At 67.7% G+C, this 16,079-nt stretch carries 13 protein-coding genes; 8 read left to right on the top strand and 5 right to left on the bottom strand.

Annotation, left to right across the window (positions count from 1 at the left end; genetic code table 11):
• Positions 1–43: 43 nt before the first annotated feature.
• The 3 genes from ACP7AB_RS00905 to ACP7AB_RS00895 all read right to left on the bottom strand — a co-directional run bounded on the left by ACP7AB_RS00905 (position 44) and on the right by ACP7AB_RS00895 (position 2,979).
• Positions 44–1,003, bottom strand: a complete 960-nt coding sequence (locus ACP7AB_RS00905) for a DUF6999 family protein (protein WP_425987995.1) — start codon at positions 1,001–1,003, stop codon at positions 44–46.
• Positions 1,000–1,686: an iron-containing redox enzyme family protein gene (locus ACP7AB_RS00900; RefSeq protein ID WP_425987993.1), complete on the bottom strand. Its 687-nt coding sequence runs from the start codon at positions 1,684–1,686 to the stop codon at positions 1,000–1,002. The genes ACP7AB_RS00905 and ACP7AB_RS00900 overlap by 4 nt, the downstream gene beginning before the upstream one ends.
• 150 nt (positions 1,687–1,836) lie before the next feature.
• Positions 1,837–2,979: a beta-ketoacyl-ACP synthase III gene (locus tag ACP7AB_RS00895; protein ID WP_425987991.1), complete on the bottom strand. Its 1,143-nt coding sequence runs from the start codon at positions 2,977–2,979 to the stop codon at positions 1,837–1,839.
• Between the two features lie 172 nt (positions 2,980–3,151).
• Between ACP7AB_RS00895 and ACP7AB_RS00890 the strand changes: the two genes are divergently transcribed.
• Positions 3,152–3,481, top strand: a complete 330-nt coding sequence (locus ACP7AB_RS00890; RefSeq protein WP_425987989.1) for an SMR family transporter — start codon at positions 3,152–3,154, stop codon at positions 3,479–3,481.
• Positions 3,482–3,487: 6 nt separating this feature from the next.
• Here the strand turns inward: ACP7AB_RS00890 and ACP7AB_RS00885 are convergent, their stop codons facing one another.
• Entirely contained in the window at positions 3,488–4,639 is a 1,152-nt protein-coding gene (locus ACP7AB_RS00885; protein ID WP_425987987.1) for an acyltransferase family protein, read from the bottom strand.
• A gap of 92 nt (positions 4,640–4,731) precedes the next feature.
• On the opposite strand from ACP7AB_RS00885, the gene ACP7AB_RS00880 reads away from it, so the two are divergent.
• The 7 genes from ACP7AB_RS00880 (at position 4,732) to ACP7AB_RS00850 (ending at position 15,036) form a co-directional block, all read left to right on the top strand.
• Complete coding sequence (locus tag ACP7AB_RS00880) at positions 4,732–6,540, top strand: hypothetical protein (protein WP_425987985.1); 1,809 nt, start codon at positions 4,732–4,734, stop codon at positions 6,538–6,540.
• Positions 6,541–6,686: 146 nt separating this feature from the next.
• Positions 6,687–6,950 carry a flagellar biosynthesis protein FliQ gene (gene fliQ / locus ACP7AB_RS00875; protein ID WP_425987983.1) on the top strand — a complete coding sequence of 88 codons (264 nt, stop codon included), beginning with the start codon at positions 6,687–6,689 and terminating at the stop codon, positions 6,948–6,950.
• A gap of 9 nt (positions 6,951–6,959) precedes the next feature.
• Entirely contained in the window at positions 6,960–7,733 is a 774-nt protein-coding gene (gene fliR / locus ACP7AB_RS00870) for a flagellar biosynthetic protein FliR (RefSeq protein WP_425987981.1), read from the top strand.
• Positions 7,726–8,796, top strand: coding sequence for a flagellar biosynthesis protein FlhB (flhB, locus tag ACP7AB_RS00865; RefSeq protein WP_425987979.1), 1,071 nt, complete (start codon positions 7,726–7,728; stop codon positions 8,794–8,796). The genes fliR and flhB overlap by 8 nt, the downstream gene beginning before the upstream one ends.
• A 41-nt stretch (positions 8,797–8,837) precedes the next feature.
• Positions 8,838–10,901 carry a cell cycle histidine kinase CckA gene (gene cckA / locus ACP7AB_RS00860; RefSeq protein WP_425987977.1) on the top strand — a complete coding sequence of 688 codons (2,064 nt, stop codon included), beginning with the start codon at positions 8,838–8,840 and terminating at the stop codon, positions 10,899–10,901.
• 266 nt (positions 10,902–11,167) lie between these two features.
• Positions 11,168–12,997 (top strand): M61 family metallopeptidase, encoded by a 1,830-nt coding sequence (locus ACP7AB_RS00855; protein WP_425987975.1) that lies wholly within the window; start codon positions 11,168–11,170, stop codon positions 12,995–12,997.
• 257 nt (positions 12,998–13,254) lie between these two features.
• On the top strand, positions 13,255–15,036 hold the full coding sequence (locus ACP7AB_RS00850; RefSeq protein WP_425987973.1) for a DUF885 domain-containing protein: 1,782 nt from the start codon (positions 13,255–13,257) through the stop codon (positions 15,034–15,036).
• A gap of 86 nt (positions 15,037–15,122) precedes the next feature.
• On the opposite strand, the gene ACP7AB_RS00845 is transcribed toward ACP7AB_RS00850, so the two are convergent.
• Complete coding sequence (locus tag ACP7AB_RS00845) at positions 15,123–16,073, bottom strand: LysR substrate-binding domain-containing protein (protein WP_425987971.1); 951 nt, start codon at positions 16,071–16,073, stop codon at positions 15,123–15,125.
• Positions 16,074–16,079 lie beyond the last annotated feature (6 nt).

Below are 16,079 nucleotides of genomic sequence, written 5' to 3'. Positions count from 1 at the left end.
CCCGTGCATCCTCGCCTTTGCGGGATGCACGGATTGAAAGAGCCTAACCCAGCTCCGGTCCGCCCGTCGGGTCCCTCGGATCCAGCGGCAGCCCCGCCGCCTGTCTCGCCTTCAGCACCCGCAGCCAGCCGTGCATGGCCTCGCAGTCCAGACCGTGCATCATCAGCCGGAACCCCGCCTGCAGCGTCGACAACGTCACCAGCGGGTGGCCGTTCTTGACGAAATGTATGTGGTAGTCGGTGCCCAGGATCCGCCCGATATAGATGCCGACGATCTCGTCCAGCTGCAGCGAATGGCTGGCCCGCATGAAGTCGGCGCGGGGCAGCATCAGGGCATAGAGAGGTGTGTAGAACTCCACCGCCGTCTGGATGTCGATGCGGTTCAGGAAGCCGGTCGGGAAGGTCTCGAAGTCCGGCTCGATGTCCGACAGCATGGAGAAGTCGACCCGCTCCGGCGGGGTGATTTCCTTGCCCGCCGCCCGCAGCGCCATGTTCAGCTCGATGATGAAGTTGAAGATGTTCAGGTCGTGCTGGAGGAAGACATTATCCTCCAGATCCTTCAGCGTCAGAGGCTTCAGCGGCACAGTCTTGACCAGGGCCGGGTCGATCCCGGCATTGGCCTTCATGAAGGCCAGCAGCTCCGTCCCGACGTGGAAGTGCCGCAGGATCAATGTGTTGCACTCCGGCGACCCGAAGGTCCGCAGGCCCCAGTGGATGGACTTGTGGAGCAGGCCGTTCAGGTTCGGGTAGCGCGGCGATATCGCTCTCAGCACCTTCACGAGGCCGAAGAACAGGAAGACCAGCGGCCGCGAGACCGGGAACAGCCAGCGCCGGGACCACGACCGCGCGCCCAGCAGAAGCGCCCGCTTGGCCTGCGGATCGATCGGCAGGGAGTGGTCGAGATAGAGCGCCAGCCACGGGTCGGGATCGTTGGCGTCATAGCGGCGCGCGTCGAACGGATCGGTCTTCCACTCCGCCGTGTCGCCCCCGTCGGACAGGCTCACGCGGCGATCTCCTCGATCTGCAGGGCATAGAGGCGGGCGGTCACCCTGGCGGTCATGACGATCCGCTCGGCGACGGCCGCGTCCGGCAGGACCATGCGCAGCATCTCTTCGAATTCCTGCATGTGTTCGGCGTCGTTCTCACCGTGGTAGAGCAGGAACCGCACCGCTTCGTCGGGCAGGCTCAGCCGCTCCTTGACCAGCCGGCCCCAGGGCGCGGCCTTGATCGAGCCCAGCCCCTCGATGATGAACATGGCGCCCAGCAGGCCGAAGGGATCGGGCTTCGACGCCTCATGGAACATCCAGGCCGAGAGGGCCTCGGAGCCGACGTTCTTGGGCGCCGAGCGGATCACCTCGACCTCGCCGCCGGAACAGACGAAGTCGGCTTCCAGCAGGCGGAAGTCGCGATGTTCGGTCACCGCATGGCGCATCAGGGTCGAGCGCAGTTCCAGATGGGCCTCGCCGACGTTCGACGCCGCCCGGCTCATCCACAGCGCCCCGTCCTTCACCTGCTGGCGCAGGTTGATCAGGAACAGCTGATAGTCGGCCAGTTCGAACCGGCCGCGCGTCAGCTTTCGGATCAGCGGCGTCGCCTCCAGCCGCTGTTCGAAGTCAGCAAAGACCACCGCCAGCTTGCGCAGGGTGTCTGAAACTTGATCCACTGCCGGTGTTTGCCCGTCAGCCATTCTTTTCTCCGTGCATCCCCGCGAAGGCGTGGACCCAGTGTTTTTGTGAGGCACGGCGTCGGGGATCAACAGCAACGCACGCGGACCAATGGTCAACGTCCACAGAACTGGGTCCCCGCTTTCGCGGGGATGAGCGGACATTGTGGTTCATCACACCACCTCGCACATCATGAACCCCACCATGGCCCGTCCGCTCTCGGGCACGATCAGCAGGACCTTCTCGCCCCGCTTCGCCCGCCCCGATTTCATAAATGCGTCCAGCATGACCCAGATCGAGGCCGCGCCGATGTTGCCCACGGTCGGCAGGTTCGAGAACCACTTTTCCTCGGGGATCATGGCGGCGGTGCTGTTCAGGACCGAGACGATCTCCTCCCGCAGCGACCGGGCCGAATAGTGACACAGCAGGTGGTCGACCGCGTCCGGCACGATCCGCCCGTGATCCACCTTCTCCAGCCAGACCCCGATCCAGGCGCGGATGACGATCTTCAACAGCTCGAAATCCTGCACCAGGGCGATCGACCCGGCGGCATGGGCCGCCACGGGTCCCGCGTGGCTCCACGCTGACTTCATATCGGCCCGGTCGGCGAAGGTGGAGCCCGCCCACATACAGGGATCGAACCGTCCTGCGAGCGAGGTCAGGTCGATCCATTCGACCTTCAGCGACAGGCCGTCGGGCTTCGGCCTCGGCTCCATCACCACAGCGCCCGCGCCGTCCGACAGGGTGAAGCGCAGGAAGTCCGCCTCGACCCGCGCCCGACCCTTGGCGTCGACCAGCGACGTGCCCTCATAGAACTCTGGCCGGAACCAGCGAGACGAGAACTCGCCCGCCGCCGCCGCCGCGACCTCGGCCTCTCCGGCCCGGACCTGCAGCCACGCCCCCTTGGCCGCCATCAGGGCGGAGGCGCAGACGGACTGGTAGCTGGCGATCTCGATGGGGCCGGCGCCCAGTTCGGCGTGCACGGCGCTGGCGTGGCCGGGCACGATATAGTCGCCCTGGGTCGTGGCCGTGGCGAGGTGGCCCAGCTGGCCGATCGACAACCCTGCATCCTCCAGCGCCGCCTTCGTCGCCTCCGCCGTCATCGAGGCGTTGGAATGCAGCGGGCGCCCCTCGCGCGCCAGGGCATAGTGGCGCGTCTCGACCCCGTTCCAGCGCAGGGCCCGCCGACCGACGGCGGAGCTGCGCCCGCCGATGCGGCCGATGAAGTCCTCCATCGCCTCGACGCCGACAGGTTCGCCGGGCAGGAACGCGCCGGTTCCCGTGATGTAGACGTCGCGAAGCAGACCCGGAGACATGGCTCCCAATGCGCACGATTGCGCATCCGCCCGCAAGCCGACGATCCCTGACGAGGCCATGAGTGGAACGTCAGACACAGGCCGAACGCTATCAGTTGTGAAGCCGAAGAAGCCGCCCCGCGCGCGCGGCCCGCCCGATTTGCGCCGCATTGCGTGTGCTAGCCGGGCGGGCATGAAATACATCATGCTCGCCACAGCCATCGTCGCCGAAGTCATCGCCACCACAGCCATGAAGCAGTCGGACGGCTTCAGCCGCCCGCTGTGGACCGTGGTGACCGTCGTCGGCTACGCGGTCGCCTTCTACTTCCTGTCGATCACGTTGAAGTCGATTCCGACCGGCGTCGCCTACGCCATCTGGTCGGGCGCCGGCATCGTGCTGATCTCGGCCGCCGCATGGGCCTTCAATGGCCAGAAGCTGGACGCGCCCGCCGTCATCGGCATGGCGCTGATCATCTCAGGCGTGGTGGTGATGAACGTCTTCTCAAAGATGTCCTCCCACTAAAGCCGATCATCCCTCGATCGAGACCACCGCGCCCTGTTCGACCGGTCGGCGCGAGGTCCGGCCGCGCGCCAGCCGGCGCTTGATCCAGGTCTGCATCGGGTCGTCGATCACGGCGTGGAAGGCGAAGGCGAAGCCGACGGCGGCCAGCACTCCCGCGCCCCAGATGGCCCATTGGATCTCGGTCGACAGGGCGTATTTCGCGATCATGACATTGGCGACGCCGAACCAGGCGATGCGAACCACCTCGTTGGTGATGAACATCGAGAAGGACACCACGCTGGCCCGCTCGACCAGCTTCGACGGACGCAGCACCGGGATGGCGCCCGCCGCGAGGATGATCAGGGAGATGAAGGTCAGGCTGATCAGGGCGTTCTTGCCGTAGAACTGCACGATCGCCAGCCCCACGGCCGCCACGACGCCGACGATCCGGGCCAGGCGCGGCGCCACGAACACCTTCTCCGAAAACACCGCCAGCCCCATGCCGAGAATGAACAGGGGCAGGGCCCGCAGGAAGCCGAACTTCAGGGGCATCTGATAGACGGGGTAGCCGAGGAAGGCGTGGCAGGCCTCGTTGGCGACGAGATACAGCAGGATGACGCCCGCCAGCGCGCCCCACGGCCCGACGCTCTTCAGCGCCCGCAGGATATAGGGGAACAGGACATAGCAGCCCACGAGGGCCGAGACCGACCAGCTCGGTGCGTTCCAGCCCAGGCCGCCGTGAATGCCGAAGGCCTGGGTCAGGGTCAGCTGCGCCGGCAACTGGTCCCAGGCGAACCATTCCGGATTGCGCGGCGACATGCCGAAGGCGGCGCTCAGCAACACCAGCGCCACCAGCGCCAGACCCATGATCAGGTGCGCCGGATAGACCCTGAGGAGCCGCTTGATGAAGAAGTCGCCCGGCGACATCGCGCCGCGTCCCACGGCGCCGCCATAGACGCGCATGAGCACATAGCCGCTGTCGATCAGGAAGAAGTTGGTCAGCAGGAAGCCGCCGCGCTCGAACACCGGATGCAGGCTTTCCGCCAGCGGAACCGGGCCCGCCGCCTGGAAGTGATGCAGGATGATCATTGAGGCCACAATGAAACGCAGGGCGTCGAGCCACCCGCCGCGCGCGATGGGCGGTGTCTCGTTTCGGGTCGAAATCGCGGTCCAGACCATGGGAAATCTCTCTTCCGAGGCGAAATCCGCAAGGACCGGGCCGCTTTGCCGCCGCCGAACATCGGTCTAGTCTGGCGTCTTCAGGGGGCTGGATGACCGACGAAGATCCGCGCGAGGGACGCATCCGGCTGGGCCGGCGTCGCGACAAGGCGACCGAAAGCCTCGACGCCATCGAGATGGCCGAGAACGCCATGGAGGCCACGGAAGAGGCCATGGGTCCGCCCGACCCGGCCGTGCTTCTGGTCGAGGAACAGCGCCGCCTGATCAAGGCCCAGGTGTCCAACGAGCGGATGGGATTCGTCCTGCGGGTCATGACCGCCCTGGTCGGGGTCGCCTTCGTCGCGGGCCTGGCCATGATGGTCTGGACCGCTGCCCACTCGCGCGCTGTGGTCGTGGATCCGTTCGATAGCCCCTATGGCCTGACGCGACGCGGCCATACCGGTCAGGTGATCGCCCGCAGCGTCTCCGACGCGATCACCACGATCGGCGCCGACGCCCGCAACTCGTCCCAGAACCGCAGCGTCGCCCTGAACTGGACGCGCGACGTGCCTGTGGTCGTGCCCTCCACAGGCGTGTCGATCGGCGAGATCGACAAGCTGCTGCGGGGCTGGTTCGGCAAGGAGACCCATATCGGGGGGGCAGTGACAGTCAGCATCGACGGCGAGGTCTCCCTGACCATCCGCGCCGACGGCGTGCGTGGCCGAACATTCACCGGGCCGGAATCGGAGATGCCGCGCCTGATCATCGAGGCGTCGGAATACATCTATGGCCGGTTCGAACCCCGGCTGTTTGCCAGCTACCTGCTGGAGACCCAGCGCTACGAGGACGCCGAACGGTTCATTCCCGGCGCCTATGCCGGCCACCCCGGGTCGCGCGGCGAGCTCGCTTATGACTGGGCGCTCCTTCTGACCAGCACAGGACGTCAAGCCGAGGCGGTCGAGAAGCTGCGGCTCGCGTTGCGCGATCTGCCGAAGGATCAGGCCGTCTGGGACATGCTGATTGCGAACCTGTTCGAGGCAGAAGGCGAGGAGGCCGCCGCGCGCGCGGGCCGGCAACTTGTGCGGTTGAAGGACGAGAACGACCGGCCGATGCAAAGCGCGGCCTATCTGATCCTGCTTCAGGACTGGACGCAGACGATCGAGGACGCGCAGGCGGACATCGATGAAACGGGCGGCGAAGGCGTGCTGGGCGGTCAGGAAATCAGTCTGGCCGACTCCGAGGGGCGGCGGCACGATTTCGCCGGAGCGCTTCGCCATCTCGCCGCTGCGTCTCCGGATGCGGTCATGACGACGGCGACGCGTCACATGGTGGAGGCCTATCGCGCGCTCGGGAACGAAGATCGCGAGGGCGCCGTGGCGGCGGCCGAGGCTCTGGACGCCCTCTGGCAGGCTGACGACGATGTCGCCTTCACCTTCTACGAGGCGCCCTGTTTCCTCGGTCTCGCCGAAGGGCTGTCGGGCCGCTATGCCGAGGCCGAGGCCGCCTTCGTGCGCGGCGACCGCTATGTCGCCTGCGCCGCCTTCCGCGCCGATGTGCTGGAGGCGCGGGGTCTGCACGCCGAAGCGGACCGCCAGTACGGCGTCGCCATCCGACTCGCCCCTTCACTGCCGTTCGCCTACCAGCGCCGGGCGCTGGCCCTGCTGGGGCGTGGCGACACGGCCCGCGCCGTCACCCGCTTCCGGGACGCCCACGAGCGCGGCCCGCGCTGGGCCGATCCTCTCAAGGGTTGGGGGGATGCCCTGGCCGCCCAGGGCCGCTGGGCCGAGGCGGCAGCGAAATACGCCCAGGCCGAACCCTTCGCCCCCGAATGGCGGGAGCTGCATCTGGCCCACGCCGCGGCGCTGGACCGGCTCGGGCGACGGCAGGACGCCGAAGCGCAACGCGAGAAGGCGGCGAGTTAGCGCTCCGGCTATAACCAGGCATTGAGGCCGACGAGGAAGCGTGTGTCGTCCGCCTCGTTTTTCGGAGTCTGGTCGTTCGTCACGCTAACCTCCCGTTAACCACGCTCCCGGCATTTTCTGCCCAGTAGTTTTTCCAGGGTTGGACAATGAGCGGCGCGGAAGTTCTGGATGTGGGCCGCGACGCCCTGTGGCTGACGATCCAGCTGTGTGCGCCCGTGCTGCTCGTCGGTCTGGTGGTGGGCGTCGGCATCGGTCTGTTCCAGGCCCTGACCCAGATCCAGGAACAGACCCTGGTCTACGCCCCCAAGATCATCGCCATCTTTATCTCCCTGCTGCTGTTCCTGCCGCTGATGGGAGGCCTTCTCGGCGCCTTCATGCGGACCATCGCGGCGCGCATCTCGGGCATGTAGCGGGGCTGAATGGAGCCCTATGCCACCGCCGATCAGGTCTGGGCCGGCGGGCTGATCTTCGCCCGCATCGGCGCGATCATCGTGACCCTGCCGGGCATCGGCGAGACCTATGTCCCGCCGCGCATCCGCCTGTCCCTGGCCCTCGTCATCTCGCTTTGCCTGTGGCCTGTCATCGGCGGGTCCCTTCCGGCCCTGCCCGACAGCCTCGGCGCCACGGTCGGCTGGGTCATCCGCGAGGTGATCACCGGCCTGATGATCGGCTCCATCCTGCGGATCTTCACCAGCGCCCTGTCGACCGCCGGCGAGATCGTCTCGCTGCAGACCACGCTCAGCTTCGCCCAGACCGCCAACCCGCTCATGGGCGGCCAGAACACCACCATCGCCGCCTTCCTGATGCTGTTCGGCACGGTCCTGGTCTTCGCCACCAACACCCATCACCTGTTCATCGCCGGGCTGGTGGGGTCCTACGAGCTGATCGCCCCGGCGCGTCCCCTGATCGCCGCCGACTTCGCCGAGCTGGCCATCCGCACGGTAGGCGACAGCTTCATGCTGGGCGTCCAGCTGTCGGCGCCGGTGATCGTCTTCGCCCTGATCTTCAACCTCGCGGCGGGCCTGGTCGGGCGGGTGATGCCGGCGTTCCAGATCTTCTTCGCCGCCGCCCCGCTCAGCATCATCCTGGGCCTGTCGATCTTCGCCCTGTCGCTCGGCGTGCTGGGAACGGTCTTCATCGACCGCTACCGCAACCTGGCCAACCTGTTCGTCTCGGGAGGGGTCGGTGGCTGACGACAAGGATCCCGACTCGAAGACAGAAGAGGCGACACCCCAGAAACTCGAGGAAGCGCGAAAAAAGGGCGACGTCGCGAAATCCGCCGACGTCGCCCCGGCCCTCAGCCTCCTCGGCGCCACCGCCGTCATCGTCATGGGCGGCGGCTATTTCGCCACCTCGATCGGCGAGGCCTTCATGCCCTTCATCGCCTCGCCCCACCTGCTGATCGGCGGGCTGGAGGCGGGCGCCGGCGTCGAGATCGGCATGAACGCCGTCTGGGCCGTGGCGCCCTTCCTCGGCGCGGTCATGCTGGCCACCATCATCGGCGGGGTCGGGGGCAACGTCTTCCAGCACGGACTGTTGTTCTCCGCCGAGAAGATGAAGCCCAAATGGGAGAAGGTCAGCCCGATGGGGGGGCTCAAACGCATCTTCGGCCCCGACGGCCTGATGCAGTTCGCCCAGACCTTCGCCAAGCTGATCGCCGTGTCGATCATCTGCTGGATGGTCCTGGAGCCGCATATGCGCGAGTTCGAGAACATGGCGGCGATGTCGCCCGCCGCGATCCTGCCGCTCGCGCGCGACCTGATGATCGCCCTGATGGCCTCGACCCTGGTCTTCCTGGTTCTGGGCGCCGGCGCGGACTTCATCTGGCAGCGGATGCGGTTCGCCAAGCGTCAGCGCATGACCAAGGAAGAGGTCAAGGAGGAGTACAAGAACACCGAGGGCGACCCCCATGTGAAGGCCAAGCTGAAACAGATCCGCATGCAGCGCAGCCGTCAGCGGATGATGCAGAACGTCCCGAAAGCCACGGTCATCGTCACCAACCCGACCCACTATTCGGTGGCCCTGCGCTATGAGGCCGGCGACGCCGCCCCCGTCTGCGTCGCCAAGGGCGTCGACGCCCTGGCCCTGCGCATCCGCGAGGTCGCGCGCGAGCACGACGTCCCGATCGTCGAGAACGTGCCCCTGGCCCGCGCCCTCTACGCCGCCGTCGACATCGACGAGACCATCCCGCGCGAACATTTCGAGGCGGCGGCCAGGATCATCGGCTTCGTCATGCAGAAGCGGAAGCGGCGATAGCGCTGTATGATCAGCCCACTGATTCGCGGGGCTGACTTGCCATGACCGTTTCCAACGCGCCGTCGGCGCCGAAGTTCGACATCACCGTGATCCTGATGGCGGTCGGTTTCGCCGTGGCCATCGCCGCCCTGGCCTGGCCCGCCTTCCAGGCCGGGCCCCTGACGACGCCGCACATGATCCTGCTGGTCACGGTGGCCGCGGTCGCCCTGATGGGCCTGTTCGCCTTCAACCGGATCGATGTCCACAGCCGCAGCGACCGGCCCGACGGCGACGTGGCGGTGGAGATGCTGGACGCCATGGCCGAGCCCGCCGCCCTGGTCTGGGCCTCCGGCGCCGTGCTGGCCTATAATGGCGCCTGGGCCTCCCAGAATGGCGCGACCGTCAATCTGCCCAAGGGCAAGTCCGCCCAGGCCCTCTACATGGCCTTCGCCCAGGCCCGCAAAGGCGAGCAGGGCCGCGCCATCGTCCTGATCGGCGACCGTGAGATCGAGGTCCTGATCGGCCAGGCCGGGGAGGGGCGTTTCCTGGTCCGTGAGGCGCCCGAGGCGACCCTCAGCAACACCCTGACCGCCGTCCCCGCGCCCGCTTATGCCGCCTCGAACGGAGACGCGCGCGCCATGGCCGCCGGCGCTCCGTTCGGCTCGGCCGTCATCGCGGGGGACGACATCTTCGCCGGCCGCGCGGAGGAGCCCAATCCGGCGCTGGCGACCCTGACCGGCCCCGCCTCGGCCCGCGACGCCGCCTTCGGCCATCTGTTCGATCCCGCCGGAGTGACCGAGGCCCGCGCCCGCATCGCCGCCGGCTCGACCGGCCCGATCGAGCTGGTCGCTCGCGCCCATCCCGACAGGATGCTGCACCTCTATGTCGCCCCGGAAGGCGACAAGCGCCGCGTCTGGCTGTTCGACGTCTCGGCCCAGAAGTCGATGGAGCTGCAGCTGTCGCAGGCCCAGAAGATGCAGGCCGTGGGTCAGCTGGCCGGCGGCGTGGCCCACGACTTCAACAACCTGCTGACCGCGATCCAGCTCCAGCTGTCCGAGCTGCTGGAACGTCACCCGGTCGGCGATCCGTCCTATGACGGCCTGAACCAGATCCGCCAGACGGGCATCCGCGCCGCCGACCTGGTGCGCAAGCTGCTGGCCTTCTCGCGCAAGTCCACGGTGCGTCGCGAGCGGCTCGATCTCGGCGAGCTGGTCGGGGAGTTTGCGGTCCTGCTGCGCCGCCTGCTGCGGGAGGACGTGCGGCTGGAGACGGACTATGGCCGCGACCTGCCAGTGGTCATGGCCGACAAGTCCCAGCTGGAGACGGCGGTCATGAACCTTGCCGTCAACGCCCGCGACGCCATGCGCGGCGTGGTCGAGCCCGGCGCAGGCGTCGTCACCATCAAGACCCTGCGTCTGACCCAGGCCGATGCGCGGACCCTCGGCTGGCTTGAGGCGCCCGACGGCGAGAGCGCCTTGATCGAGGTCTCCGACACCGGCCCCGGCGTCCCGCCCGAGCTGCTGGACAAGATCTTCGAACCCTTCTTCACCACCAAGGCGGTCAATGAGGGCACCGGCATGGGCCTGGCCACCGTTTACGGCATCGTCCAGCAGGCCGGGGGCCATATCGGTGTGACCAATCTGGAGGGGGCGGGCGCGGCCTTCCGCATCTTCCTGCCCGCCGCCTCGGAACAGGAGCTGATCGAGGTCGGCCCGGTCGAGGCCAAGGTCAAGAGCGCCCCCCGCGACCTGTCGGGCAACGGCCGCATCCTGTTCGTCGAAGACGAAGCCGCCGTGCGCGGCATTGCCGCCCGCCTGCTGCGCCAGCGCGGCTACGAGGTCATCGAGGCCGCCGACGGCGAGGAGGCCCTGTTGCTCGCCGAGGAGTGGGCCGGCCAGATCGACATGATGATCTCCGACGTCATCATGCCGGGCCTTGATGGGCCGAGCCTGTTGAAAAAGGCGCGCCAGTACCTCGGCGACGCCCCGGTCATGTTCATCTCCGGCTATGCCGAGAGCGACTTCTCGGACCTGCTGCAGGACGAGGCTGGCGTCTCCTTCCTGCCCAAGCCGCTGGACATCAAGACGCTCGCCGAACGGGTGAAGCAGGAACTTCGGCCGGGGTGAGGCCTCATGTCTCCTCCCTGTCGCGCAGCGATGGGGAGGTGGCAGCGAGCTCTTCGCGAGCTGACGGAGGGGGCGATCGGGTCTCCACGAGCGAGCACCGGCCCTCTCACTTCACACGTCACCTCGCCCCCTCCGTCACGACGCCAAGCGGCGTCGCGCCACCTCCCCATTCGCCAAGCGGCGAACAGGGAGGAGACATGCACCGCCCCCCTTGCCTCGCCGCTCCGCTTGCGCCCCTATGCGCCCGTCCCAGTTCCGGAGTTCCCATGTCCGTTCGTCGCCTGCTGACCGCGTCCGCCTGCTTTGCCGCCCTGACCTTCGGGGCCGGCCTCTCACACGCCCAGGATTACGACGTCAGCTTCGACAACGCCGTTCACCACGAGGCGCGGATCACCGTCACCTATCGCGAGGTCGGTTCGGCCCCGGTGCGGTTCCAGATGTCGCGCTCCTCGCCCGGCCGTTATGCGATCCACGAGTTCGCCAAGAACATCTATTCCGTCTCCGCGGTCGACGGGCGCGGTCGTCCGCTGACCATCGATCGGACCGATCCCTACGGCTGGACCGTTCCGGGCCATGACGGCACGGTCAGCCTTTCCTACACCCTGTTCGCCGATCGCTCGGACGGCACCTATTCCCAGATCGACGCGAGTCACGCCCACCTGAACATGCCCTCGACCCTCGCCTGGGCGACGGGCTTCGACGACCGGCCGGTCACCGTGCGGTTCAAGCCGTTCTCGCCCGACTGGATCGTTGCGACCCAGCTCCAGCCGCAGGCAGAGCCCCACACCTTCGCCGCCCCGAACCTGCAGTATCTGATGGACAGTCCGACCGAGCTCAGCGCTCACATGGTGCGCGAGTGGACGGTCGATGACGCGGGCGTTCCCCGCACCATCCGCATCGCCATGCACCATGCCGGCACGGACGCGGAGATGGACACCTTCACCGAGCGCGCCCGCCGCATCGTGGACCAGCAGATCGCCGTCTTCGGCGACGTGCCCGACTACGATTTCGGGACCTATACCTTCATCGCCGACTACCTGCCCTGGGTGAACGGCGACGGGATGGAGCATCGCAACTCCACCATCATCAACGACACCCGTTCCCTGAAGGACGCAAATTTCGACCAGCTGGGAACCCTGAGCCACGAGTTCTTCCACTCCTGGAATGTGGAGCGTATCCGCCCCGACGAACTGGAACCGTTCGACTTCACCCGCGCCAATCCGACCCCGTCCCTGTGGTTCGCCGAAGGCTTCACCAGCTACTACGGCCCTCTGACGATCCGCCGGGCGGGCGTGGCCAACACCGACGCCTTCCTCGGTGAGATGGGCGGCCAGCTGGACGTCGTTCAGAACGCGGCCGGCCGTCGCTTCGGTTCGCCCCAGGAGATGAGCCTGCGCGCGCCGTTCGTCGATGCGGCCACCTCCATCGACCCGACCAACCCGAACATCTTCGTCTCCTACTATCCCTATGGCGCGGTCATCGGCTTCGGTCTGGATCTGACCTTGCGCCAGCGGTTCCCCGGCGTGACGCTGGACGACCTGATGCGCGCGATGTGGCGCACCCACGGCGTGCCCGAGCGGCCCTATGCGCCCGCCGACATCGAGGCCGCTCTGGCCGAGGTCACCGGCGATCCCGGCTTCGCCCGGAACTGGTTCGCCCGCACGATCGAGGGCAGCGACCTGCCCGACTTCGGCCCGCTGCTGGCCCAGGCGGGCATCCTGATCCAGCCCGTCCGTCCGACCGCCGCCTGGGCGGGAGCGGTCCGCCTTCCGGCAACGGGCGCTCCCGTCATCGCGGCCGCCCTCGCGCCCGGCACGCCGCTGTACGCCGCCGGCCTGGATCGTGGCGACCAGATCGTCGCGGTGGGCGACAAGGCCATCGCCGGCCAGGCGGACTGGACCGCCGCGCTCGCCGTCGCGAAGCCCGGCGACGAGGTCTCGATCCGCTTCCTCCAGCGCGGGGTGGAGCGATCCGCCATGTTGCGCTTCGCCCCCGATCCGTCGTTCACCCTGGTGCGCGTCGAGGCTGGCGGCGGGCTTGTTACGCCCGCACAACTGGCCTTCCGCGAAGCCTGGCTCGGCGCCGCGACGGAATGACGGGTAAGGATTTTATTCCGCTTCCACCCTTGCGCCGACTGGGACCGACAGCCATCTGAAGGCGAGTGATCTTTGAAACGTCCCAAGGTTTTCCGTCTGTCCGTTTCGTCCGAAAATTTCGGATAATTCCGCCGCAGGCCCCTTCGCGCTCGGCCAAGTCTTTGATTTTAATAAAACGGCTCGTCAGTTCGTCCGTTTCGTCACCCTGTTTTTGGTCCGGATAAAGCCGCCGGACCCGCGTTCTGGAAGGTTCTCCCATGCTTGATCGTCGTAGCCTCATGCTCTCCGCCGCCGGCGCCGGCCTCATCGCCGCCCTGCCGGTCGCGGCCTTCGCCCGGTCGCAGCAGGACGCTGCGCTCGACGCCCTGCTGACCGATTGGTTCTACGACAACGTCGAACGCAGCCCGACCTTCGCCACCAGCCTGGGGATCGACAAGGACGACCGCGCCCATCTGGCGGGCCGTCTCGGCGACCTCAGCCTCGAGGCGGAAGCTGAGGACAAGGCCCGCGACATCGCCCGCTGGGAGCGGCTCAAGGCCTGGTCGAGCGAGGGCCTCTCGGACAGCATGAGAGTCACCCTGGCGGTCTCGCAATTCCAGGCCGAGACGGCCGCGATGCGCGCCGAACTGCCCTTCGTCGGCTCGCCCTATATCGTCGCACAGAACGGCGGCGCCTATTTCAGCGTCCCCGACTTCATGACCAACCAGCACCGGCTGGAGACCACGGCCGACGCCGAGGCCTTCCTGTCGCGGCTCAAGGCCTTCGCGGTCCAGCTGGATCAGGAGAACGCCCGGCTTGAGGCGGACGCCGGGGCGGGCATCACCCTGCCGGCCGTGATCATGGACAAGACCCAGACCCAGCTGAAGACGCTGCGCGATACGCCCGCCGCCGAGATGGCCATGGTCCAGGCCCTGGTCCGCAAGACCGGCGAGAAGTCGCTGGCCGGAGACTGGGGCGCCCGCGCCGCCGTCATCGTCGACGAAGAGATCAGGCCGGCCCTGACCCGCCAGATCGCGGTGTTCGAGGCCCAGCGCCCGAACGCCTCGACCGACGTCGGCGTGTGGCGGCTGCCGCAGGGCAAACGGCTCTACAACCTCGGCATCCGGGGTTACACGACCACCACCTACACCGGGGCCGAGATCCACGAGATCGGCCTGCAGCAGGTCGCTTCGATCCAGGCCGAGATCGACACCATCCTCAAGAGCCTCGGCATGACCGAGGGCACGGTCGGCGAACGGGTCAATGCGCTCGGCCAGGACCCGCAGCACCTGTGGCCCAACACCGACGAGGGCAAGGTCGCCCTGATCGCCTCGCTGAACGACATAGTCGCGGCCATCACGCCGCGCCTTCCGGAAGTCTTCTCGACCCTGCCCCAGGCGCCGGTCGAGATCCGGCGCGTGCCGGTCTCGATCCAGATCGGGGCGCCGGGCGGCTACTACCAGGCGGCGTCGCTGGATGGCTCGCGGCCGGGCGCCTATTACATCAACCTTCGCGACACGGCGAACCGGCCGAAATGGTCGCTGCCGACCCTGACCTATCATGAGGCGGTGCCGGGCCATCACTTCCAGATCTCGGTCGCGCGCGAGGCCGGGACCCTGCCCATCTATCGTCGGACCAGTGGCTTCTCGGCCTACAATGAGGGCTGGGCCCTGTATTCCGAACGCGTCGCTGCCGACGACCTGAACATGTACGAGGGCAACCCGCTGGGTCGAATCGGCTACCTCCAGGCCTACCTCTTCCGCGCCGTTCGGCTGGTCGTCGACACCGGCCTGCACGACAAGCGTTGGAGCCGCGAACAGGCCATCGCCTATATGATCGCCGAGGCCGCGACCCCGGCCAACTCGGCCCAGTCCGAGGTCGATCGCTACATCGTCTGGCCGGGCCAGGCCTGTTCCTACAAGCTGGGCCAGACCGTGATCGAGGGCCTGCGTCAGGAGGCGCAGGCGAAGCCCGGCTTCGACATCAAGGCCTTCCACGACCGGATGCTCCTCAACGGCTCGGTGCCGCTGGCGGTGCTTCAGGGCATCATGCGGGCATAATCCTCCCCCATCGGGGGAGGGGGACCACGAAGTGGTGGAGGGGGCCGGCCTCAAACTCTGGCGTCTGGGGCGAGCCCCCTCCGTCTCTACGCTTCGCTTCGAGCCACCTCCCCCGACGGGGGAGGAATAAGAGCGATCTCGGCGGCGATGTCGGGATCGGCCGCCGCCTCGGCGAGCAGCCAGTCGCGGAAGCGGGCGATCTTGGGCGATCGCCGGCGGTCTTCCGGCCAGGCGATGAAATAGCCTTCGGACAGTCTCACCGTCTGCCGGAACGGCCGGACCAGCAGGCCCGCCCTGATCTCCCGGGCGAACAGAATGGGCGACCCGAGGGCGACGCCCTGACCGCCCATGGCCGCCGCGACCTCCAGCCCCTGGATGTCGGCCCGCAGCCGGGACGCGGGCGTCGCGGCCGTCGTGACCCCGGCGCAGACGAACCAGGCCGCCCACTCCTTCTCATCCCCGACGCGGGGCGCATCGACCAGGTCGGCTGGAGTCTCCAGCCCCAGCCGCTCGCACAGGGCCGGACTGCAAAGGGGGGTGAACACACTGGGCATCAGCATGGCGCATTCGACGCCCGGCCAGTCGCCGTCACCGGACCTCAGGGCGATGTCCATGTTTTCGCGCGCCAGGTCGATGATCGTTGGACTGGTGTCCAGCCGCACCGCCAGCCCCGGATTAGCGACCTGGAACGCCCCCAGCCGGGGCGCCAGCCACTGGGTCGCGAGGGTCGTCAGGGTGGTGATCGACAGCACGCCCTGATCCGCCTCGGTCACCTCGGCGAAGGCGCGGCGGAGAAGGGTCATGGCCTCGGTCGCGGCCCGCGACAGCCGCTCGCCTGGTTCCGTCGGCTGCACCTCCCTCGGCAGGCGCCGGAACAGGCTGAATCCCAGCCGCGTCTCCAGCGCCCTGATCTGCCAGCTGACCGCCGCCTGGGTCATGCCCAGTTCCTCCGCCGCGCGGGTGAAGCTGTTCAGACGCGCAGCCGCCTCGAACACGCGAATCGACGAAAGCGGCAGGCCGGAGAGGGAGTCACGCATAAGGTC

The sequence above is a fragment of the Brevundimonas sp. TWP3-1-2b1 genome, from assembly GCF_049896165.1.
Lineage (GTDB): Bacteria > Pseudomonadota > Alphaproteobacteria > Caulobacterales > Caulobacteraceae > Brevundimonas > Brevundimonas subvibrioides_B.
This window is presented reverse-complemented; position numbering and strand designations above follow the sequence as displayed.

Bases quoted from the DNA above. Each gene is read 5' to 3' on its own strand.
- ACP7AB_RS00850 (WP_425987973.1), top strand. From the start codon at position 13,255: ATGCTTGATCGTCGTAGCCTCATGCTCTCCGCCGCCGGCGCCGGCCTC.
- ACP7AB_RS00895 (WP_425987991.1), bottom strand. From the start codon at position 2,979: ATGTCTCCGGGTCTGCTTCGCGACGTCTACATCACGGGAACCGGCGCG.
- ACP7AB_RS00855 (WP_425987975.1), top strand. From the start codon at position 11,168: ATGTCCGTTCGTCGCCTGCTGACCGCGTCCGCCTGCTTTGCCGCCCTG.
- ACP7AB_RS00885 (WP_425987987.1), bottom strand. From the start codon at position 4,639: ATGGTCTGGACCGCGATTTCGACCCGAAACGAGACACCGCCCATCGCG.
- ACP7AB_RS00890 (WP_425987989.1), top strand. From the start codon at position 3,152: ATGAAATACATCATGCTCGCCACAGCCATCGTCGCCGAAGTCATCGCC.
- fliR (WP_425987981.1), top strand. From the start codon at position 6,960: ATGGAGCCCTATGCCACCGCCGATCAGGTCTGGGCCGGCGGGCTGATC.
- cckA (WP_425987977.1), top strand. From the start codon at position 8,838: ATGACCGTTTCCAACGCGCCGTCGGCGCCGAAGTTCGACATCACCGTG.
- fliQ (WP_425987983.1), top strand. From the start codon at position 6,687: ATGAGCGGCGCGGAAGTTCTGGATGTGGGCCGCGACGCCCTGTGGCTG.
- ACP7AB_RS00900 (WP_425987993.1), bottom strand. From the start codon at position 1,686: ATGGCTGACGGGCAAACACCGGCAGTGGATCAAGTTTCAGACACCCTG.
- ACP7AB_RS00880 (WP_425987985.1), top strand. From the start codon at position 4,732: ATGACCGACGAAGATCCGCGCGAGGGACGCATCCGGCTGGGCCGGCGT.
- ACP7AB_RS00845 (WP_425987971.1), bottom strand. From the start codon at position 16,073: ATGCGTGACTCCCTCTCCGGCCTGCCGCTTTCGTCGATTCGCGTGTTC.